19 protein-coding genes and 1 pseudogene are annotated in these 18,929 nt (G+C 73.6%); 10 read left to right on the forward strand and 10 right to left on the reverse strand.

What is annotated here, in order from left to right:
* Positions 1 to 20: 20 nt before the first annotated feature.
* Positions 21 to 1,313: pseudogene (locus tag VEL82_03850) on the reverse strand (FAD-binding oxidoreductase).
* A gap of 265 nt (positions 1,314 to 1,578) precedes the next feature.
* Here VEL82_03850 and VEL82_03855 point away from each other — a divergent pair.
* Positions 1,579 to 2,304, forward strand: coding sequence for a hypothetical protein (locus VEL82_03855; GenBank protein ID HXW66995.1), 726 nt, complete (start codon positions 1,579 to 1,581; stop codon positions 2,302 to 2,304).
* Here VEL82_03855 and hutH read toward each other — a convergent pair.
* Positions 2,301 to 3,827 carry a histidine ammonia-lyase gene (hutH, locus tag VEL82_03860; GenBank protein HXW66996.1) on the reverse strand — a complete coding sequence of 509 codons (1,527 nt, stop codon included), beginning with the start codon at positions 3,825 to 3,827 and terminating at the stop codon, positions 2,301 to 2,303. The two genes, VEL82_03855 and hutH, sit on opposite strands and share 4 nt — an antisense overlap.
* A gap of 46 nt (positions 3,828 to 3,873) precedes the next feature.
* On the reverse strand, positions 3,874 to 4,401 hold the full coding sequence (gene sodN, locus VEL82_03865; GenBank protein HXW66997.1) for a superoxide dismutase, Ni: 528 nt from the start codon (positions 4,399 to 4,401) through the stop codon (positions 3,874 to 3,876).
* Positions 4,402 to 4,476: 75 nt separating this feature from the next.
* On the opposite strand from sodN, the gene VEL82_03870 reads away from it, so the two are divergent.
* The 6 genes from VEL82_03870 (at position 4,477) to VEL82_03895 (ending at position 9,108) form a co-directional block, all read left to right on the forward strand.
* A complete protein-coding gene (locus tag VEL82_03870) occupies positions 4,477 to 4,788 on the forward strand; it encodes a S26 family signal peptidase (GenBank protein HXW66998.1) in 312 nt (103 codons plus the stop codon).
* Between the two features lie 112 nt (positions 4,789 to 4,900).
* Positions 4,901 to 5,995, forward strand: a complete 1,095-nt coding sequence (locus VEL82_03875) for a substrate-binding domain-containing protein (GenBank protein HXW66999.1) — start codon at positions 4,901 to 4,903, stop codon at positions 5,993 to 5,995.
* Positions 5,996 to 6,018: 23 nt separating this feature from the next.
* Positions 6,019 to 6,870, forward strand: a complete 852-nt coding sequence (locus tag VEL82_03880; GenBank protein ID HXW67000.1) for an ABC transporter permease — start codon at positions 6,019 to 6,021, stop codon at positions 6,868 to 6,870.
* The gene (locus VEL82_03885; GenBank protein HXW67001.1) at positions 6,867 to 7,916 is read left to right on the forward strand and encodes an ABC transporter ATP-binding protein; all 1,050 of its coding nucleotides are present in this window, start codon (positions 6,867 to 6,869) and stop codon (positions 7,914 to 7,916) included. Before VEL82_03880 ends, VEL82_03885 begins: the two co-directional genes overlap by 4 nt.
* Positions 7,913 to 8,602: a TOBE domain-containing protein gene (locus tag VEL82_03890; protein HXW67002.1), complete on the forward strand. Its 690-nt coding sequence runs from the start codon at positions 7,913 to 7,915 to the stop codon at positions 8,600 to 8,602. Before VEL82_03885 ends, VEL82_03890 begins: the two co-directional genes overlap by 4 nt.
* A gap of 14 nt (positions 8,603 to 8,616) precedes the next feature.
* Positions 8,617 to 9,108, forward strand: a complete 492-nt coding sequence (locus VEL82_03895) for a GNAT family N-acetyltransferase (protein ID HXW67003.1) — start codon at positions 8,617 to 8,619, stop codon at positions 9,106 to 9,108.
* Here VEL82_03895 and radA read toward each other — a convergent pair.
* The 5 genes from radA to VEL82_03920 form a co-directional block, all read right to left on the reverse strand.
* On the reverse strand, positions 9,083 to 10,036 hold the full coding sequence (radA, locus tag VEL82_03900) for a DNA repair and recombination protein RadA (GenBank protein ID HXW67004.1): 954 nt from the start codon (positions 10,034 to 10,036) through the stop codon (positions 9,083 to 9,085). The genes VEL82_03895 and radA overlap by 26 nt on opposite strands.
* 102 nt (positions 10,037 to 10,138) lie before the next feature.
* Positions 10,139 to 11,092 (reverse strand): phosphoribosylaminoimidazolesuccinocarboxamide synthase, encoded by a 954-nt coding sequence (locus tag VEL82_03905; protein ID HXW67005.1) that lies wholly within the window; start codon positions 11,090 to 11,092, stop codon positions 10,139 to 10,141.
* Between the two features lie 57 nt (positions 11,093 to 11,149).
* Complete coding sequence (locus VEL82_03910) at positions 11,150 to 12,007, reverse strand: isocitrate lyase/phosphoenolpyruvate mutase family protein (GenBank protein HXW67006.1); 858 nt, start codon at positions 12,005 to 12,007, stop codon at positions 11,150 to 11,152.
* Positions 12,008 to 12,058: 51 nt separating this feature from the next.
* The gene (locus tag VEL82_03915; protein HXW67007.1) at positions 12,059 to 12,580 is read right to left on the reverse strand and encodes a GNAT family N-acetyltransferase; all 522 of its coding nucleotides are present in this window, start codon (positions 12,578 to 12,580) and stop codon (positions 12,059 to 12,061) included.
* Entirely contained in the window at positions 12,577 to 14,007 is a 1,431-nt protein-coding gene (locus tag VEL82_03920; GenBank protein ID HXW67008.1) for an NADP-dependent malic enzyme, read from the reverse strand. The genes VEL82_03915 and VEL82_03920 overlap by 4 nt, the downstream gene beginning before the upstream one ends.
* A 159-nt stretch (positions 14,008 to 14,166) precedes the next feature.
* On the opposite strand from VEL82_03920, the gene VEL82_03925 reads away from it, so the two are divergent.
* The 3 genes from VEL82_03925 (at position 14,167) to VEL82_03935 (ending at position 17,449) form a co-directional block, all read left to right on the forward strand.
* Entirely contained in the window at positions 14,167 to 15,252 is a 1,086-nt protein-coding gene (locus VEL82_03925; GenBank protein HXW67009.1) for an MBL fold metallo-hydrolase, read from the forward strand.
* An 80-nt stretch (positions 15,253 to 15,332) separates the two neighbouring features.
* Complete coding sequence (locus tag VEL82_03930; protein HXW67010.1) at positions 15,333 to 16,310, forward strand: hypothetical protein; 978 nt, start codon at positions 15,333 to 15,335, stop codon at positions 16,308 to 16,310.
* A complete protein-coding gene (locus tag VEL82_03935) occupies positions 16,307 to 17,449 on the forward strand; it encodes a hypothetical protein (GenBank protein ID HXW67011.1) in 1,143 nt (380 codons plus the stop codon). Before VEL82_03930 ends, VEL82_03935 begins: the two co-directional genes overlap by 4 nt.
* A gap of 19 nt (positions 17,450 to 17,468) precedes the next feature.
* Here VEL82_03935 and map read toward each other — a convergent pair whose 3' ends face one another.
* Both map and VEL82_03945 read right to left on the reverse strand, forming a co-directional pair.
* Entirely contained in the window at positions 17,469 to 18,353 is an 885-nt protein-coding gene (gene map, locus VEL82_03940; protein ID HXW67012.1) for a type II methionyl aminopeptidase, read from the reverse strand.
* 6 nt (positions 18,354 to 18,359) lie between these two features.
* A complete protein-coding gene (locus VEL82_03945) occupies positions 18,360 to 18,926 on the reverse strand; it encodes an L-threonylcarbamoyladenylate synthase (protein ID HXW67013.1) in 567 nt (188 codons plus the stop codon).
* Positions 18,927 to 18,929: the final 3 nt, after the last annotated feature.

An 18,929-nucleotide genomic window follows, 5' to 3' on the forward strand; every position in this document is an offset into this window, starting at 1 on the left:
CGCTTGATCGCTCGCAGCACGGCGAGTCCCGGCGCCCCGACCTCCTCCGTCAGGAACGGCGCCTTCAGCACCCCGATCCCGTGCTCGGCGCTGATCGTGCCGCCGAGCGCGAGCGACGCGCGCAGCAAGTCGGCCCGGATCCGGCGAGCGGCCGCGGAGCGCGGATCGACCACGAAATTCGGATGGAGGCTCCCTTCGCCGAGGTGGCCGAACAGGTAGACCGGCACCGCTTCCCGCCTCGCGATCCTTCGGATCGTCGCGCAGAGCCGGTCGATCGCTCGGAGCGGCACCGCCACGTCCTCGCGGAGGCGCTCCCCCACCCGGCGATCGAGCGCCACGCTTGCGCGGCCCCGCAGGTCCCACAGGCGGTCGGAGTCCGCGTAGCGGACCGGGGGTCCGACGACGCCCGCCCCCCGAGCGACGCGCAGCACTCGATCCTCGCGAACGGTCGCCTCCTCGGGATCGCCCGCCTCGATCTCGAGCAAGAGGCCAGCGGAGCCGCAGCCCAGGGACGTCGGTAACAGGCCGAGCGACGCGCAGCAATCGGGATCGAGGTACTCGATCGCGCTGAGCCCCGTGCCCGGCGCGGACGCGAGCGCGATCGCCACGCGGCCGAGCGACGCCGACTCGGTCATCGGCACCGCGAACCCGCGCCGCACGGGAGGTCGCGCGGCGAGCCGCACCGTGATCTCGGTCGCGATCCCCAGGGTGCCCTCGCTACCGACGAACACCGAGAGCAGGTCGGGGCCGACCGACCGTTTGGCGGCGAGCGAGCCCCAGCGGGTGCGGGTCCCCGTCCCGAGCACGAGATCGACCGCACGGATCCAGGTCCGGGTGGGGCCGTAGCGGAATGATCGGGGTCCCGAGGCGTTCGTCGCGACGTTCCCGCCGAGGGTGGAGGCGGCCCAGGAACCCGGGTTGGGCGGGAAGAACAGATGGTGGGACGCGAGCGCACGCTGCAGCGTTCGGTTGGGGGTACCGGGACCCGCGCGCGCCCATCGCCCGATGGGATCGATCTCCCGGATCTCATTCCAGGCCGCGAGGTCGACGACGATCCCGCCCCGAACGGGGACGGACTCGCCATCCAGCGAGGTCCCGGCCCCGCGGGCGACGACCGGAATGCGGCGGACCGCCGCCCAGCGGACGGCGACGGCGAGATCGTCGGCGTCGCGCGGCCGGAAGACCACGGAGGGCCGGCCGACGACGTGAGAGCCGTCCCGCCCGCATCGCTCTAGGTCCGCGGGGTCCGCGGAGACCTCGCCGCGGACGACCCGGGCGAGCGAAGCCGTTCGGGGGTCCACGGGGGCGCACACCGCCGCAGGGGCTTACGCCTGGCGCCGGCCCCACCACGACCGGGACCCCCCCCTCGGAGGCTCCGGGCGCCCCCACCCTCCATCGTCCGGGGGACTGGATAACTATATAGTCGGCCGCTGTTTTCCGTTCGTTGGCCTCGGGCATCGGTGGCGGCGGGCTCTTGGTGGCACCGTCCAAGAGACCTGGAGACGCCCCACCGGTGCCTTCCCTGTCGCTTCCTTTCGGACGATAGGTTCTTTTGACGAACGCGGCAGGTCCGCGACGATGGCGGGTCTGTTCGGTCCCTCGGACGAGGATCTCGAGCGCCTGCGCTCCGCCGTCCAGTCGCTCGGCACCACCAGCGTGCCCGGGCTCGCGGCCGCGCTGTCCTGGAGGGAGCACAAGACCCAGCGCGTCCTCGCCCACGAGCTCGCCCGTCCGGGCACCCTGGTCGCCTACGACCCCGGCCGCCGCGCCGTCCGCTGGGCGAGGCCGCTGTTCGTCCCGCCCGTGCCGGCGCCCGCGACCTCCGAGCCCCGGCCCGCCGAGCGCGCGCCCCGGCTTCCCGGCGCCCCCGGCCCGGTGCTGACCCCCGCGGGCCTCAAGAGCCTGTGTCCCAGCTGCCACGTGCCACTCCAGTCCACCGGGACCGCGAGCCTCGCGGTCTGTCCGAGCTGCGGCCGGCTCTCCTCCGCGCGGATCGCGGCGGCCGGCGAGACCGCCACCGCGCCGTACCGCGCCCCGACCCCGGAACCGCGCGCGACCGCGCCGCCGGCGTCGGCGATCGACGGCGCGGCGCCGGCCGCGGCCCTCGGTGACCGTCGGGCCCAGGAGATGTTCGCGGCCTGGGTGACCGCCCAGCCGATCCCGTGTCCGAAGTGCCGCACGCCGCTGCGGCACCGGGGCGTGAGCGAGTACACCTGCCCGTCGTGCGGGCAGATGGTGCGCTTCCCGACCGCGGCCGCCGTCGCGGGTGCCGCGAGCGCGCCGCCCCCGAGCCCGGCCGCCTAGAACGGCACGGCCGCGCGCACCGCGCCCACGAGCTCCCCGCTCGCGATCCCCCCGGCCACCCGTTCGATATCGTCGGAGAGGCTGCGATCCGCGGCGAGCGCCGCGACCCGGGCGCGGAGGGCGCGGAGCGCGGCTTCGCTACCGACGCCGCCGCTCTTCGGCCGACGATGCTCGAGCGCCTCGCCGGCCACCAGCCACTCCACCGCGACCACCCGGTGGCTGTTCGCCAGTATCCGCCGCAGCTTGGCACCGGCCCAGGGCCCCATGCTGACGAAGTCCTCCTGGTCGGCGGACGTCGGCAGGCTGCCGACGCTGGCGGGGTGCGCGAGCGTCGCGTTCTCGTTGACGAGCGCCGCGGCGAGGTACTGCGGGATCATGAAGCCGGAGCTGGCGCCGGGCTCCGGCGCGAGGAACGCCGTGAGACCGCGGTTCAGCGCGGGATGGAGGAGCCGTGCGATCCGCCGCTCGGAGAACGCGGCGAGGTAGGCGGTGCCGACGCCGAGGGTGTCGAGCGCGAGCGCGAGCGGCTGGCCGTGGAAGTTCCCGCCGTTGATGAACTCCTCCCCGAAGACCACGGGATTGTCGGTGACCGCGTTCAGCTCCGGCCCCACGATCCGTTCGGCGAAATCGATCGCGAGGCGCACCGCCGCGAGCACCTGCGGAACGCAGCGGAGGGTGTAGGCGTCCTGGCCGGCCCAGGTACGCCGCGCGACGGCGAGCGACGAGCCCGCGAGCAGCTGCCGCAGGGCCCCGGCGACCCAGCGCTGCTCCGGCGAGTTCCGCACCTCCCCGAGACGGTCGTCGAGCGGGCCGGGTTCGGCTTCGAGGGCGTCGAACGAGAGCGCGACCGCGACCAGCGCCGCATCGAGGAGCCGCCGGGCGTCCTCCACCGCGAGGGCCAGGTAGGCCGCCATCAGCGAGGTGCCGTTGAGCAGGGCGACCCCTTCCTTGGCGGCGAGCTCGAGCGGAGCGATCCCCTCGGCGGCGAGGACATCTCGGGCCGGTCGCCGGGCGCCCGTGCCGGGGTCCACGAACGATCCCTCGCCGGTGAGCGCCAGCGCAAGGTGGGCGAGCGGGGCGAGGTCCCCGGAGGCGCCGACGCTCCCCTGCTCGGGCACCCACGGGACCAGACCGCGGTTCAGCACCGCGACCAGGCGGTCGAGGAGCTCCGGCCGCACGCCGGAGTGCCCGCGCGCGAGCGAGTTGAGGCGCAGGAGGACCAGGCCCCGCACGAGATCGGAGGGCAGGGCGGGCCCGGTGCCGCTCGCGTGGCTGCGGACCAGGGAGGCCTGGATCTCGCGCGACTTCTCCACCGGCACGGCCTGGTGCGAGAGCCCGCCGAAGCCGGTGGTCACGCCGTAGACCGCCCGCGATTGGGCGATCGCGCGTTCGACCGCCGCGCGGCTCGCGTCGCAGGCGGCCCGCGCCGAGGGCGCGACCGCGACCGGCACCGCGCCGCGGACGATCGCGACGAACTGCTCCCGGCCCAGGCTCCGTCCGTCGAGCGCGACGGTCCCGGTCACGGCCAGGACCTCCCGGCCGACGGCCGATGCGGCACCCGAGCGGACCCTAGGCCGGAACGACGAGCTCGCCGCCGGCCTTCTGCATCGACGGCACCCGACGGGTCTTCGAGCCCTTCGTTTGCCAGAAGACCTCCGCGAACTCCTGGACGAGCTTGAGCAGGTCCTGGGCGTCCGCGAGGTTCGTGCCCTGGCGCGCCTTCGACGCGCCCTTCATGATCCGCCAGACGAGGTCGTGAACCTGCGGGAACTGCTTGGCATGGTCCGGCGTGAAGTAGTCGCCCCAGATCACGCGGATCTCGCCCTTCACGCGCTCGGCATGCGTCTCCTTGACCGAGGTGTACCGGGCGAGCTTCGACATGAACTCCTTGCGGTCCTCGGGCTTCGCGTCCATCGCGGGGGGCGTCGATTCCGCGATCAGCTGATCCATCCGAACGACGGTGAGCGCCGCGATCTGCGCCTCGTGCGGGTCGTAAATACCGCACGGAATGTCGCAGTGGGCGTAGACCGTGCGCGGCGGATGCACGAGGTCCCAGAGGCGTTCGACCAGAGCGAGCGAGGGAGCGCGGGCGGACATGGCGGGGCAGGCTCGGGGAGGCCGATAAAGGTGCCGGCGCGGACCTCGCCACTCCGCCGTTGGAGGAGCCGGCGGGTGGTCGTCGCGGACGAGAGCATGCGCCCCACGCTCCGGCCCGGAGACCGACTGCTGCTCGATCCCCGCGCCTACCGGTCCGCGCCCCCGCGGGTCGGGGACGTCGTCGTGCTCGTCGACCCAGCGGCACGCGAGCGCTGGTTGATCAAGCGCGTCGCGGCGTACGATCCCGCGACCGAGCTCGTGGACGTGCGCGGCGACGCGGGCGAGCGGGCCCGGGACAGCCGGCGGTTCGGCCCGGTACCCCGCCGCGCGCTCGTCGGTCGCGCCTACCGCCTCTACTTCCCGCCGGACCGCCGCCGGGAGCTGTAAGGCCCCGTCGCTCGGGGTCTCGTCGCGCAACCATTATCCGATGGGGGGAACTGCCACATCGATGGCCTCTTCCGTCCCCCCTCCGACGGCCGCGCCCCCTCCCGCACGAACGATGGCCGCGACGACCCCGGTCTGGATCGTCGTCGTGATCGTGGTCGCCGCCGCCGTCGGAGGGATCGGCTTCTACGCGGGCTACGAGTACCGCGGCTCGCCGGCCGCGACCGGCACCGTCGCCAACAACACCCTGTCGATCGGCGCCGCCGGGACTCTGACCATCACCTTCCCGGAGCTCGCGAGCGCTCTCGTCAACGAGACGCCCGGCATCTCGGCGCCGCTCGCGGCCCAGGATTACGAGGGCTCGCTGGACGTGACCTCCGGCATCACGTCGCAATCGCTGCGAGTCGATGTCGCAGCGCTCGCGGACTTCCGCCTCGCGCCCCAGCTCCTCTACCCCACCTACGCGAACTACGAGGTCGTCTTCGCGCAGACCCAGGAGGTCCTGATCTACAACGCGAGCCTCCCCGCCTACGCGGGGATCGACTCGGCGAACTGGGCAGAGAAGCTCGCGACCGAGACCGCGAACGGCGGCTCCGCCCGGCTGGGCATCTGGAACGCGTCGACCGACCCGAACGGCTACAACGAGATCTTCAGCCTGATGCTGCAGGGCCAGTACTACGGCTCGGGGATCTCCGACTACTACAGCGACTTCTACAGCGGCGCGCCGGGCAGCTACGCCACCCCGAACCCGAGCACCACCATCCTCGAGCACGAGTCGCACGCGGCCAGCCTGATCGAGACCGGCGTCGTCTCGGCGGTGATCACCTACAAGGCGGTCGCGATCCAGAACCACCTGCCGTACGTCCTGCTCGACCCGATCGTAGGGCTCGGATCGAACAACTCGACGGCGCTCACGGCCTACGCCGGGCTGCCGGGAACGCAGATCCTCTCCTCCTCGGGCGCGCTGGCGACCGTGCATCCCGCGCCGATCCTCTTCGCGGCCACGGTGCCGCTGAACGCCCAGAACGCGGCGCTCGGCCTGTTGTTCCTCCACCTGCTGCTGTCCCCGCAAGGGAGCGCGATCCTCGCCCAGGGCGGGGCCTGGACCCCGATCTTCCCCGGGTGGACCGACCAGCCCAGCAAAGTGCCGGGACTCCTTGCCCCTGACGTCACGGGGCTACCGGCGTGGGCGACACCGTTCCTCACCTGAGTCCGGGGCGCGCGAGCGCCCCCGTGCGATCTCCGCTGCGCGCGGGCCGCCCGTGGCTCGCGCTGCAGATCGTTCTCGGCGGCTCGCTGCTCCTGCTCTTTCTACTCCCCATCTACGCCCTGTTCGCCTGGGCGGGGCCGACCCGCATCCTGGCCGCTGCGACGAACCCGGCGGTCGGGGCCGCGATCTGGCTCACGCTCTTCGCCTCGGGGATCGCCGTTCTCGCAGCGGTGGTGTTCGCCGTCCCGCTCGGCTACCTGCTCGCGCGACGCCGCTTCCGAGGCCGCAGCGTCGTCGAGTCCGTCGTCGCGCTGCCCGTCGTCGTGCCCCACCTGCTGGTCGGGCTCGGGCTGTTCTTCCTCGTGATCCCGGGCTCGCCGCTGTTCCGCTTCACGAACGCGATCGGCTTTCCCATCTACGACACGATCTGGGGCGTCGTGCTGGTGATGGTGTTCGTCAGCGCGCCGTACACGGTGCTCGCCGCGGATCTGGCGTTCCGCGCGATCGATCCGCGCGTCCTCGAGGCGGCCCGCTCTCTCGGCGCCGGACCGGCGAACGCGTTCCTGACCGTCTCCTTCCCGCTCGCGCTGCGCGGGATCGTCGCGGGTCTCCTGCTCACCTGGGCCCGGGCGGTCAGCGAGATCGGCGGTATCCTGATCCTCGCCTACACCGTCTACCCCGGCGGCCCGTACACGGGCCCCGTGACGAGCACGCTCAGCGTGCTCGTCTACAATCTCTTCCAGTCCGGCGACCTCGGGGACGCGGCCGCGACGAGCTCGCTGTTCCTCCTCATCGCCTTCGCCATCTTCCTCGTGATCCGCATCGGCGAGCGCTCGGGCTGGGTCCCGTGGCGGCGCGGGGAGCTGTTGCCGTGACGGCCTGGGAGGTCGCGGGGCTCGCGGCCCGTCTCGAGTCGTTCGCGCTCGGACCGGTCGACCTCACGCTGCGTCCCGGCCGTGCGGTGGCCCTGCTGGGGACCTCCGGCGCCGGCAAGACGACGCTCCTGCGGACCCTCGCGGGCTTCGTGCCGCCCAGCGCCGGCCGCATCCGGCGGGACGGCGCGGACATCACGGGCTCCCCTCCCGAGGCCCGCCGGCTCGGCTACGTCCCGCAGGGGCTCGGGCTGCTGCCGCACCGCACCGTCGAGCGGAACGTCAGCTACCCGCTCGAGCTGCGCGGGGACGTCGAGGCGGTGCGCCATGTCCGACCGCTCCTCGAGCGCTTCGGCATCGCCCCGCTCGCGCGCCGGCGGCCGGCGCAGCTCAGCGGCGGAGAGGCCGAGCGCGTCGCGCTCGCGCGCGCGCTGGCCGCGGATCCCGAGCTCGTGCTCTGGGACGAGCCGTGGCAGGGCCTCGACGTCGCGGCCCAGCACGATCTCGGTCTCGTCTTCACGGAGCTGCGCGAGGCGGCCCAGGTCCCGGTCGTCGTCGTCACCCACGACCCGGCGCTCGCCTTTTCCGTCGCCGACCAGTTCCTCGTGCTGCACCAGGGCCGGGTCCGGTTCTGGGGAGCGCCGGCCAAGCTCCTCGCGGCCCCGTTCGACGGGTTCACGGCCCGCTTCGTCGGCTACGAGAACGTCCTCGAGCCCGCCGCGCTCGCCGGCGGCGCACCCGGCTCGTTGACGGCGTGGCTGCGCGAGCGCGCGGGACCGGACGGAGTCGCCTTCGGCCGACCGCTCCTGACCCCGGGCGAGGGGGCCGCGGGGGGCTGGGAGGCGGTCGTGCGCGCCGCCCGCCCGACACCGGAAGGGATCGCGATCTCGGCCCGCGTCGATACCCTCACGCTCGCCCTTCGGATCCCGGCGCCGGTGACGGCTTCCATCCCCGCCGCCGGCCACCGGGTGCGCTTCGATCTGGACGCGGCGGACCTCCGCCCGCTGGGCCTTGCCGCTCGCGGCGGGTCGCCGGAGACCGGTGCATGAGCCGCCCGAGCCGGGTCAGCAGCACGGACATCGCGCTCCTGCGCTCGATCGGCGAGGAGCGCTCGGTGGTCGCCGCGAGCCATCGCGTCGGCGTCTCACGCGATCTCGCGGTCTATCGCCTCGAGCGCCTCGCCCGCGCCTTCGGGGGTCCCGTCGCGCGCGGCCGGCGCGGGGGTCCGGAGCACGGCCGCACGACCCTCACTCCGCTCGGCGAGCGCATCGCGCGGGGTGGGTTCGAGGTGGTCGAGCTCCTCGACGCACGACCGACCGGCTCGCTCGCCCGGCCCAACCTGCTCGCGGGGACCTACCGCGCCGGCCCGCCGCCCGAGGTGACCATCGGCCCGGCACTGACCCTGAAGGTCGCCTTCCGGGCCGCGGAGGGCGAGCGTATCCGGGTCGCGCTCGACCCGGAAGCGATCGTCGTCGCCCGACGTCGCTTCCCGTCGAGCGCGCGCAACGTGGTGGCAGCGCGGATCGTGTCGATCGGCCCCGCGGCCGGTGCTTCCGGCCGGACGCTCGCCGTGCGCCTCGGCGGAACCCGGGTCCGGGTCGCCCTCACGGGCGAGACGGTCCGAGAGCTCGCGCTCTCGGCGGGCGTCCGGGTCTACCTGTACATCAAGGCGACCGCGCTGCGGCGGGTCGGCCCGCCGGAGACCGGGCGGCGCGCGCCCGCTCGTCGACCATGATCCGGCTGCAGCCGATGACGTCCGAGGAGCTCGAGCGCTACCTGGCGCGTTCGATCCCCGCCTACGCGGCGGACCACGTCCGGGATGGTCAATGGAGCGAGGGGGAGGCGCTCGAGCGCTCGCGCGAGGAGCACCGGCGCCGGTTGCCGATCGGCATCGCCACGCCGAACCACTTCCTCTACACGATCCACGACGCGCACGGCGGGCGCGTCGGGGAGCTGTGGTACCATCTGAGGACCGAGACCGGGCGGCCGCAGGTGTTCGTCTTCTGGATCGGGATCGACGCGGCCCACCGGCGCCGCGGCTACGGCTCCGAGGCGCTCGGGCTCGTCGAGGCGGCGGTGCGGCAGCGGGGCGCCGACCGCATCGCGCTCCACGTCTTCGGCGTCAACGTCGCCGCGCAGGCGCTCTACGCCCGGCTCGGCTACGCGCCGACGAACGTGCTCTTGGCCAAGCGGCTCGACGCGCCGGGCGTCGCCGCTACTCGCGGATCCCCTCGCCCGTGAGCGAGAAGACCGCCTCGCCCTCGGGCAGGTTCGGGGAGTCGATCAGGCGCGCGATCCGCCGCGGCGGCTTCGACTTGCGCAGGTAGACCCGGTAGGTCGCCGCGTGGGCGACGATGTTCCCGCCGATCGGGCGGGTCGGGTCGCCGAACAGGATGTCGGGGCGGGCCGAGACCTGGTTCGTGACGACGATCGACGCGTTGTAGGTATCCGCGAAGCGCAGGAGCTCGTGGAGATGGCGGTTCAGCAGCTGCTGGCGGGGCGCGAGCTCCGCGCGACCGACGTACTCGCTGCGGAAGTGCGCCGTCAACGAGTCGACGACCAGCAGCCGTATCGGCCGCTCGCGCGCGAGCTCCTGCGCCTTCTGCACCAGGAGCATCTGGTGGTTCGAGTTGAACGCCCGGGCGACGTGGATGCGCTCGAGCGCGGCACCGGGGTCGACGCCGCTGCCTTTGGCCATATCGACGATGCGCTCGGGGCGGAAGGTGCTCTCCGTGTCGATGTAGACCGCCTCGCCGCCCAGGCCGCCCTGGTCGGCGGGCAGCTGGACGTTGACCGCGATCTGGTGCGCGAGCTGGGTCTTCCCGCTGCCGAACTCGCCGGAGAACTCGGTGATCGCCTGTGTCTCGACACCGCCGCCGAGCAGCTCGTCGAGCGCCTTCGCGCCGGTCGTGACCCGGCCGAGCTTCTTGCGGCGCTCGAGCAGGGTCGTCCCGCTCTCGAACTGGCCGACGTCCGCCTTGCGGCGGGCCTCGCCGATGATCTTCTGCGCGATCGCCGTGCCGATCTCGGCCGCTTCGGCGACGTCGCCCGGCGAGGCGACCGCGAGCTCCATCAGGTCCGTGTAGCCGGCCTCGCGCAGCTTCTCGGCGGTCGTCGTTCCGATGCCCGGAAGGTCTTCGAGCGCGACCTCCGCCCTCGGCTCGGGCAGGGCCTCGGCGCTCACCGCGCGTCCGCTCTTCGATGGCACGCCCGGACGACCGGACCCGGGGGGATAAGCGTGCGGGAGGGGTCCCGAAACGGTGAAAGGTGCCTACCGCGCGCCCGCGCTGAACGGCTCCCCGGTGAGGCGCTGGAAGACGGTCGTGTACAGGCGGCTGACCTCGTCGACGAGCAGCGGCGGGAGCGGGGGGATCGGCGGCTCGGCGGCGTGGGCCGCGCGGGCCTTCGAGAGGGCGTCGTAGTAGCCCGTGCTGCGGTAGTGCTGGCGGACGAACTCCTTGGAGAAGTCGACCTGCCGGCCCCGATCGTAGGCGTCCTTGTCCCAGAAGCGGTCCTCGTCGGCGGTGCCGAACGTGTCGACGACCATCAACGCGCCCGACTCGTCGATCCCGAACTCCTTCTTCCCGTCGACGTGCAGGAGACCCCGGGGCCCGATCTCCCGCTGCATCGCCGCGTCGATCTTGAGGATCGTCTCCCGGATCTCGTCGAGCTGGCGGCGGTCGATCGCCGCGAGCGCCAGCGCCTCGGGGATCGGAAGCAATCGGTCGATCGGCTCGAGCTTGGTCGTGACCTCGAAGTGCGGCTCGGGGAGACGGACCCCGTACTCGAGGCTCGCGTCGCTCGCGAAGCCGAGGTCCTTCGGGCTCACGGCACCGGACTTGACCCGGTCCCACATCGAACCGGCGAGGTAGTAGCGGACGATCAGCTCGAGCGGCACCAGGTAGCGGGTCGGGCGCGGGCCGAGGGTCGCCGGCTCCGGCACTACCCGGACCCGCCGCACCCGCATGGCGGTGGGCCCGGCGAGGCCCAGGAAGTGGTGGCGCACGCCGAGGCGGTCGCAGAGGCCGAACCAGTGGGCCGCGGTGCGCGCGAGGGTCTCGCCCTTGTGCGGGATCTCGCTCGGGACGTGCTTATCGAACACCGAGATGTCGTTCGTGAACCGGAACTCGAGCTCGGTCGGCGAGATCTCGTAGACCTCCTTCACCTTGCCGCGACGCAGGAACTTCGGCGCGGCGAGCGTCGCGGCCGCCGGGGATTTGGGCATGCGGCGCCGAGGCGGCCGGCCGCTTTTAACGTTCGCGGCGCCGCACCGGCGGATCGGCTAGCTCGGGGGCGACGCCGGGGCGGAGCGCGGGAGCGCGAGGCGGTTGAGCTCGTCGAACGAGATCGCGCCCTCGAGGAGCGAGTCGAAGCTCGCGCGCTCGAGCACGTCGGCGCTCACTCGCTTGAGCAGACCCAGGGCCGCGTAGGAGGCGCTCGGGCCGAAGCTCACCCGCTTCACCCCGAGGCGCTCGAGCTCGGCGAGGCTCGGGAGCCCCCGGCGGACCATCACGTTCACCGGCCCGCCGACCGCGCCCACGAACGTCTCGATCGACGCGGCATCCGTGAGCCCCATGGGGTAGACGCAGTCCGCGCCCGCGTCCCGATACGCGCTCGCGCGCCGGATCGCCTCCCGCAGCTGGGCCGCCGGTTCGCCCGGCGCATGACGGAGCGCGTCGGTGCGCGCGTTGATCACGATCGGCACCCCGATCTCGCCGGCGAGCTCCCGGATCGCCCGGATCTTGCGGACCTGGGCCGGGACGCGCAGGAGGCCGTCGTGCGTCGGGGTTAGGTCCTCGAGGTTGATCCCGATCGCACCGGAGGTGACGGCCTGACGGACCGTCCGCGCGACCGCGCGCGGGCCCCGACCGTAGCCCGAGACCAGGTCGGCGCTCAGCGGGACTCGGAGGGCGCGCGCGATCCGCCCGACCACGTCGAGCAGCTCGCGCCTGGGCATCCGCTCGCCGTCGGGGTACCCCCGCGAGACCATGACGCCGGCGCTCGAGGTCGCGACCGCCGGAAATCCCGCGTCCTCGAAGATCCGGGCGCTCGGGACGTCCCAGGCGTTCGGCAGCACGAACGGTCGGCTCCCGAGGTGGAGCCGCCGGAACGCCTCGGCCTTCTCCGCGAGGTCGGTCATCGCGCGAGCAGCGGCGGGCCCCTTATCGTCCTTGCCGGCGCCCGGGCTCGCTCAGAGCTGGCGCGCGTGCAGCAGCTGGATCGGCCGGAAGCCGCGCTTGGCGTAGAAGCGGATCGCGATCTCGTTCTGGGCGGGGAACTCGGCGACCACCACACCGGCGCCCTTCGCCTTGAGCGCGCTCGAGATCTCGCGCAGGAGGTACTCGCCGACCCCGCGGCGGCGGTAGAGCGGCAACAGGTAGATGTCGGTGATGACGCCCTCGTGCTCCGGCGTGTAGAACGGCCGCTCCCGGACCTGGGCCCGCACGAAGCCGACGACCTTGTCCTTGTCCGCCCCGACGCCCTCGGCCGCGAGCAGGATCGACCGGGGATCGTCCAGCTGCGAGAGCAGGAGCTGGCTCGCCTGCGCCTCCGCGTCCTCCCGCACCTTGAGGAGCGGGTCGAACTCCTCGTTCAGGCGTTTGAGCCGCAGGAGCAGCGGGACGATCGCCGGGATGTCGGCGGCCCGCGCCGGACGCAGGTGGATCGGGATCGCGGGGGTCTCCGACGGACCGGCGTCGGCGCTCGCGCTCACCGCCGGCCTCCACCGAGCGCGCCGACGCTCGGCATCGCGGGCGTCAGGCGGGCGCGCGCGAGCGCGCGCACGAGACGGCTCGACCGCCCCATGATCGCATGGGCCCGCTCGAGGAACTCCTCGTGCGAGCGCCGGCGGCCCGCGATCCCGAGGGCGACGGCCGCGTCGCCGACCGCGGCCGCGACGTGCGGGAAGACGTCCGTCTCCTCCATCGTGGGCAAGAGGTGCGAGGCGGAGAGCCCGCGCTCTCGGGCCCGCCGCGCGAGCTCCTTCGCGGCCGCGAGAACGATCTCGTCGGGGATCGCGCGCGCCCGCGCGTCGAGGACCCCGCGGAACACCGCCGGGAAGATCAGCGAGTTGTTGACCTGGTTCGGGAAGTCGCTGCGGCCGGTCGCCACGATCGCGGCGCCGGCGGCGGTCGCGGTCTCGGGCCAGATCTCCGGGACCGGGTTCGCCAGCGCGAAGACGATCGGCTCGCGCGCCATTCGCCGCAGGTGCTCGGGCCGGACCGTGTTCGGATCGGGCGTCGACGCGGCGAGGAGCACGTCCGCCTCGGCGAGGGCGTCGGAGAGGTCTCCGGTCCGGCCGCCGCCGTTCGTGCGGAGGGCGAGCCGGTACTTCCAGGGGTTGCGCACCATCAGCTCGTCGACGTCCTCCCGCTCGGCGTAGAGGACCCCCTTGTGGTCGACGAGCGTGAGACGGTGCGGGTCGTGCCCCAGCGCGAGCAGGAGCCGGGCGGTGGCGAGGTTCGCCGCCCCGGCGCCGAGGAGCACCGTGCGGACGGAGCGGATCGAGCGGTGCGTGAGCTCGAGCGCGTTGAGGAGCCCGGCGATCGTGGCGGCCGCGGTCCCGAGCTGGTCGTCGTGCCAGACCGGGATCGGCAGGCGCTCTTGGAGCGCCTCGAGGATGCCGAAGCACTTCGGCGAGGCGATGTCCTCCAGGTTGATCCCGCCGAACGCGGGGGCGATCCGCTCGACGGTCGCGACGAACTCCTCGGGCGCGCCCGCCCGAATCGGCAGCGGGACCGCGTCGACCCCGCCGAGCCACTTGAACAGGAGCGCCTTGCCCTCCATGACCGGCAGGGCAGCGGCCGGACCGATGTCGCCGAGGCCGAGCACCCGCGAGCCGTCCGTGACGATCGCGATCGTGTTCCAGCGGCCTGTGAGCTCGAACGACTGGTCCGGATCGTCGCGGATCGTCCGAGAGACCTCCGCGACCCCGGGCGTGTACCACAGGGCAAAGTCGTGGAGCGAGCGCACCGGCACCTTCGGAACGGTCTCCACTTTGCCCTGGTAGAATCGGCTGAGGGCGACCGCGCGCCGACCGAGCGCGTCGGTCTTGCCCTCCGCGTCCGCGGTCCGTCGCGGCCTCGCGCTCCGCCGGCCGGCCCGGCCGTCGTCGACCGGGGCCGCGGTGCTCTCGGCCATCTGGATGAGCGCGCACCGAGCGCCCCGCACTTAAGGATTTGCGGGGAGACGATGGCCGGGTTCGGCGATTGTCGGCCGCCTTCGAGGCCGCCCGGCGGTCCCGTAAACCGCGGGCAAGCCCGAGTATAAATACGCCGGGCCGCGATGACGGCTCGGTCGATGGCCGCCGGCACGAGCCCGTTGCCGCATCCGTTCTTCCGCCCGCCCCGGGCGGGCGCGGCCCCGCTCGTGGCGCCGTGCGAACTGCGCCGGTTGCTCGAGGGCCCCTCGCCGCCCTACCTGCTCGACGTGCGCCCGGCCGCCGAGCGAGCGATCGCCCATCTCTCCGGCGACCGCTCCGTCCCGCTCGAAGCCCTGCCCGCCGCGCTCGCCTCGCTGCCCCGGGACCGCGCCATCGTCGCGTACGATCAGTTCGGTGCCCGCGCGCGCCAGGCGACCGAGTTCCTCCAGGCCCGCGGGTTCCCGCTCGCGGTCGCGCTCGAGGGAGGTCTCGACGAGTACGCGCGGGTCGCCGATCCGGCGATCGCGCGCTACGACCTCGATGCGGGCGGCCTCGATCTGGTCGTTCGCCAGATACCGCGACCCGACTCGGGCTGCCTCGCGTACCTTCTCGCGGACCCCGTGGAGCGCGCGGCGGTCATCGTCGACCCCGGCCGGGAGGTCGGGCCGTACCTCGAGCTCCTGCACGAGGAGGACTGGCAGCTGCGCGCGATCCTCGAGACCCACACGCACGCTGACCATCTGGCGGGGCACGCCGCACTGCACGCGGCGACCTCGGCCCCGATCTACGTCAGCCACCGCTCGCCCGCCGAGTACCCGCACCACGCGCTGAGCGAGGACGCCGCGCTCGCGTTCGGGCGCGAGGAGATCCGGGTGCTGGAGACCCCGGGCCATACGCGCGACCACCTCACGCTCGGCGTGCGGGACAAGATCTTCACCGGCGACACGCTCTTGCTGGGATCCTGCGGCCGCACCGACCTCGGGGATGGCTCGGCCGACCGGCTCTGGGAGAGCCTCACGGACAAGCTGCTGCGTCTGCCGGCCGAGACCGAGGTGTACCCCGCGCACTACGGACCCCGGCACGCCCTGAGCGAGCGCTACGTCTCGACCCTCGGCTTCGAGCGCGCGGTCAACGAGGCGCTCGCTCAGCCGACCCGCGAGGCGTTCGTCGCGTACATGACCGAGGGATGGCCCCCGAAGCCCGCCGACTTCGACCGGATCGTCCGGACGAACCTCGCCGAGTGAGCACCGGTTTCCCCCGACGCAAGGCTGTTTCTCCGCTCGCACCGCGGTACCGTTAAGCCCGTGGCGCGGTCGTCCCGCCGATGATCGTTCGGACCGGGCTCACCGGGCCGTTCCCGCGGCCCGAGGCGCTCGTCGCGGCGACCCGCGACCTGGACCGCGGCCGTGCCAGCCCCGACGCGGTCGAGGAGGTGTTCGCCCGCACCGAAGCGGAGGTCGTGGCGCTCGAGGACCGGCTCGGGCTCGACACGCGGACGGGCGGCTACCTGCGCTGGATGGACCTGTTCCGTCCGTTCGCCGAGACCTGGGAAGGCTTCAGCGTGGGTCCGCTCACCCGCTGGTTCCAGACGAACACCTTCTACCGCCAGCCGATCCTCCACGCGCCGCCGGGCCGGGTCCCCGGGGCGATCGCCGCCCGCCTGCCGCTCCCCGCCCGCGCGGACCCGGCCCGTGGCGGGGTGATCCTCCCGGGGCCGTACACGTTCGCCGGCCTGCTCGACAACCGCTCGGGGGAGGCCGACGAGGCGCTCGTGCATCGGCTCGGGCGCCTGCTCTCGGAGGAAGGCCGCGAGCTCGCCGGCCTCGGCTTCGGTGCGTTCCAGTTCACCGAACCGCTGCTCGTCGACCGGCCCCCGGAGGGCGCGCTCGCGGAAGCGGTCGTCGCCGCGTACCGGTCGATCGCGGGCGCGATCGGGCCCGGTACGGCCCTCGTCTGGACCTACGGCGCGGACGCCACCCCCGTCCTGCCGCTCCTCGACCGGCTCCCCGTGGGCGGGGTCGGCGTGGACCTGGCCGAGACCGATTGGGAGTCGCTTCCGGCCGGCGGCGAGCGACGGGGCCTCGGACTCGGGGTGATCGACCCACGGACCACGCTCGTCGAGGACCCCGCCGAGGTCGCGCGCATCGTGCGGGAGCTCGCCGAGCGCCGTCGACCGAGCGCGATCTGGCTGGGACCGGGCGCGCCGCTCGATCTGCTTCCGTGGGAGCCGGCGACCCGAAAGCTCCACCTGCTCGCGGCCGCGCGCCAGGCGCTTGGCGACGCCGACGGAGGCCCCCGATGAGCCGCCCGCTCTTCCCGGCGCAGGAGATCGGGAGCCTGATGAAGCCGCGCTGGCAGATCCTCGGCCAGCACGCCGAGCCGCTCGACGAGTCGGCACGATCGGAATTCGTTCGCGAGAACGAGCGCACCCACTTCGCCTCCGAGCTCCCCGGGGCCGCCGATGCGCTCCTCGCTGGTCACGCGCGCGAGCTCGGGGGCGAGGCCGTCCGCGACCTGGGCGCGCTGTTCGCCCTGCGCCTGCTCGAGCGGGCCGGCCTCGCCCGCGTCTACGACGGCGAGGCCCGTCGTATCGAGATGTACGAGTACCCGATCCGCCAGATGCGCGGCTTCCAGTTCCAGGGCCACGTCCGCTCCTTCGACAACAAGTACTACCTCAAGGCCGCCGTCACCGACGAGGTCCGCCTCGAGCATCCGTACCATCTGGAGGAGTTCGACTTCGTGCGGCGGCACGCGCACGGCGAGCCGAAGCTCCCGATCACGGGGCCCTACACCCTCGCCGACTGGTCGTACAACGAGTTCTATCTCGCCCGGCAGCGCGGCTGGAAGGGGCGCGCGGTGCGGCGGGCCGCGCAACGTGACTTCGTGGTCGACCTCGCCCGCCGGGCGATCCGGCCGACCCTCGCCGCGCTGATCGAGCACGGCTGTCGGGTCATCCAGATCGACGAACCGGCCGCGGGCACGCACCCGGACGAGGCGGACCTCGTGGTCGAGGGATTCAATGCGGCGACCGACGGGCTCGATGCGGAGTTCTCGATGCACATCTGCTACTCGGACTACCGCGCGCTCCTGCCCGAGCTGCTCGAGGCGAAGCGGTGCCGGCAGTGGGCCTGGGAGTTCGCGAACCGAGACCGCGACGGTCGGGACGGCTACGAGGTGCTGCGCGCGCTCGCGGACTACGGCGACACCCGTGAGGTCGGCCTCGGGGTCGTGGACGTGCACCGCGACGAGGTCGAACGCCCGGCCACGGTCGCCGATCGGATCCGCCGCGCGGTCGGCTACCTCGGCGACCCCGCCCGCATCTGGGTGAACCCGGACTGCGGGTTGCGCACCCGCGGCCTCGACGTCGCTCGGCGCAAGCTCGAGGCGACGGTCGCCGGCGCCGCGCTCGCGCGCGAGGACTTCGAGTCCGGACGGCGCTAGCCGCCGGACGGCACCACGGTCACTCGGAGAGCGGGGCGGACAGGACCTCGGCCCCGCCGGCCGCGACGAGCACCGTGTGCTCGGCCTGGGCGACCCGCCCGTGCCCGCGCTCGACGAACACGGGGTAGGACTGCAGCGAGCGTCGGGCGCGCTGGATCGCCGCGCGCTCCTCGGGGCCCTCCGCCCAGCGGACCGCGAATGGGAGCGTGCGGAAGCGCGCGAACAGTCGGGCGAGCACCGGATCCGCCGGCCCGGGGTCGGAGCGGAACCTCAGGATGTTGCCGAACGGTCCGTTCTCGATCGAGCCGCGGCCGTTGGTGGCGAACGGTTCGATCGCGACGATCTCCCCCTCGACGAACCTCCCGCCGTCGTGACCGGGCACGTTCGGCACCGACTTGCCCGCGTGCAGCAGGTAGCGCTCGATCGAGTGGCCGGTGAGCTCGACGATCGGCTTGAGGCCCCGGGCCCGGATCGCGGCCGCGACCGCCCGCCCGACCGCCTCGACCTCGGCGCCGGCGCGCACCTCCGCGATCCCAGCGCGGACCCCCTCGCGGGCCGCGCGCACCAGGTTGTCGAAGCGGTGCGTCCCGCCGACCTCGACGGTCTCCGCCGTGTCGGCGATCGCGCCGTCGAGGTGCGCGCCGACGTCGACCTTCACGACGTCGCCGGGCTCGAACGCGAGCTCGTCGTCGGGCCCCGGCGTGAAATGCGCGGCCTCGTCGTTCCTCGAGAGGTTGACGGGGAACGCCGGCGCCGCGCCGGCCTGGCGGATGAACGCCTCGACCGTCTCGGCGACGTCGCGCCGGCGCGCGCCGGGCACCGTCAGCCGAACTCCCAGGTCCCGGGCCCGGGAGGCGATCCGCCCGGCCGCTCGCCAGCGGTCCAGCTCGTCGCGGGGCGGCAGCGAATCTCACCTCCTCGCGAGCGGGCGCGGTTCGGTCCCGGTGAGGTCGACCAGCGCGGAGGGGCGACCGGAGGGGCGTGGCCCGCCGGCGACGTAGACCGCGACGGCCGGGCCGAAGGTGCGGCGGACCGCGGCGATCGAGGGGCACGGAGAGGTCCCGTGCCGGTTCGCCGACGTGGCGATCACGGGGCCGGCGCGGCGGGCGAGTTCGCGCGCGATCGGATGGTCGGGCACCCTTAGGCCGATCGTCCGCCGCGCGCCGGCGATCTCGTCGGCGAAGGCGCGCCGGGCCGACGCGCTCGGCCGGGCGAGGACGGTGAACGGGCCGGGGAGGTGCGTGCGGACGAACCGCCGCGCCTTCGGCGAGAGCTCCGCGAGCGGCTCGATCTCCTCGATCGAGCTCACCGCGATCGAGATCGGCATGCCGCGGGGTCGGCCCTTGGCCGCGACGAGCCGGGCGACGGCCGTCCGGTCGCGAGCGGACGCCCCGAGAGCGTAGAGGGTATCGGTCGGATACACTACGAGGCCCCCCGTAGCGAGCGCGCGCACCGCCGCCGCGAGCGCGGCCCCCATCGG

It is taken from the genome of Thermoplasmata archaeon (assembly GCA_035622275.1).
Lineage (GTDB): Archaea > Thermoplasmatota > Thermoplasmata > Lutacidiplasmatales > UBA184 > Lutacidiplasma.

What these genes read in the sequence shown, in the direction of transcription:
- VEL82_03855 (HXW66995.1), top strand. Translation starts at nt 1,579, where the DNA reads ATGGCGGGTCTGTTCGGTCCCTCGGACGAGGATCTCGAGCGCCTGCGC.
- sodN (HXW66997.1), bottom strand. Translation starts at nt 4,401, where the DNA reads ATGTCCGCCCGCGCTCCCTCGCTCGCTCTGGTCGAACGCCTCTGGGAC.
- VEL82_03875 (HXW66999.1), top strand. Translation starts at nt 4,901, where the DNA reads ATGGCCGCGACGACCCCGGTCTGGATCGTCGTCGTGATCGTGGTCGCC.
- VEL82_03890 (HXW67002.1), top strand. Translation starts at nt 7,913, where the DNA reads ATGAGCCGCCCGAGCCGGGTCAGCAGCACGGACATCGCGCTCCTGCGC.
- VEL82_03895 (HXW67003.1), top strand. Translation starts at nt 8,617, where the DNA reads ATGACGTCCGAGGAGCTCGAGCGCTACCTGGCGCGTTCGATCCCCGCC.
- VEL82_03905 (HXW67005.1), bottom strand. Translation starts at nt 11,092, where the DNA reads ATGCCCAAATCCCCGGCGGCCGCGACGCTCGCCGCGCCGAAGTTCCTG.
- VEL82_03910 (HXW67006.1), bottom strand. Translation starts at nt 12,007, where the DNA reads ATGACCGACCTCGCGGAGAAGGCCGAGGCGTTCCGGCGGCTCCACCTC.
- VEL82_03920 (HXW67008.1), bottom strand. Translation starts at nt 14,007, where the DNA reads ATGGCCGAGAGCACCGCGGCCCCGGTCGACGACGGCCGGGCCGGCCGG.
- VEL82_03925 (HXW67009.1), top strand. Translation starts at nt 14,167, where the DNA reads ATGGCCGCCGGCACGAGCCCGTTGCCGCATCCGTTCTTCCGCCCGCCC.
- VEL82_03930 (HXW67010.1), top strand. Translation starts at nt 15,333, where the DNA reads ATGATCGTTCGGACCGGGCTCACCGGGCCGTTCCCGCGGCCCGAGGCG.
- VEL82_03935 (HXW67011.1), top strand. Translation starts at nt 16,307, where the DNA reads ATGAGCCGCCCGCTCTTCCCGGCGCAGGAGATCGGGAGCCTGATGAAG.
- VEL82_03945 (HXW67013.1), bottom strand. Translation starts at nt 18,926, where the DNA reads ATGGGGGCCGCGCTCGCGGCGGCGGTGCGCGCGCTCGCTACGGGGGGC.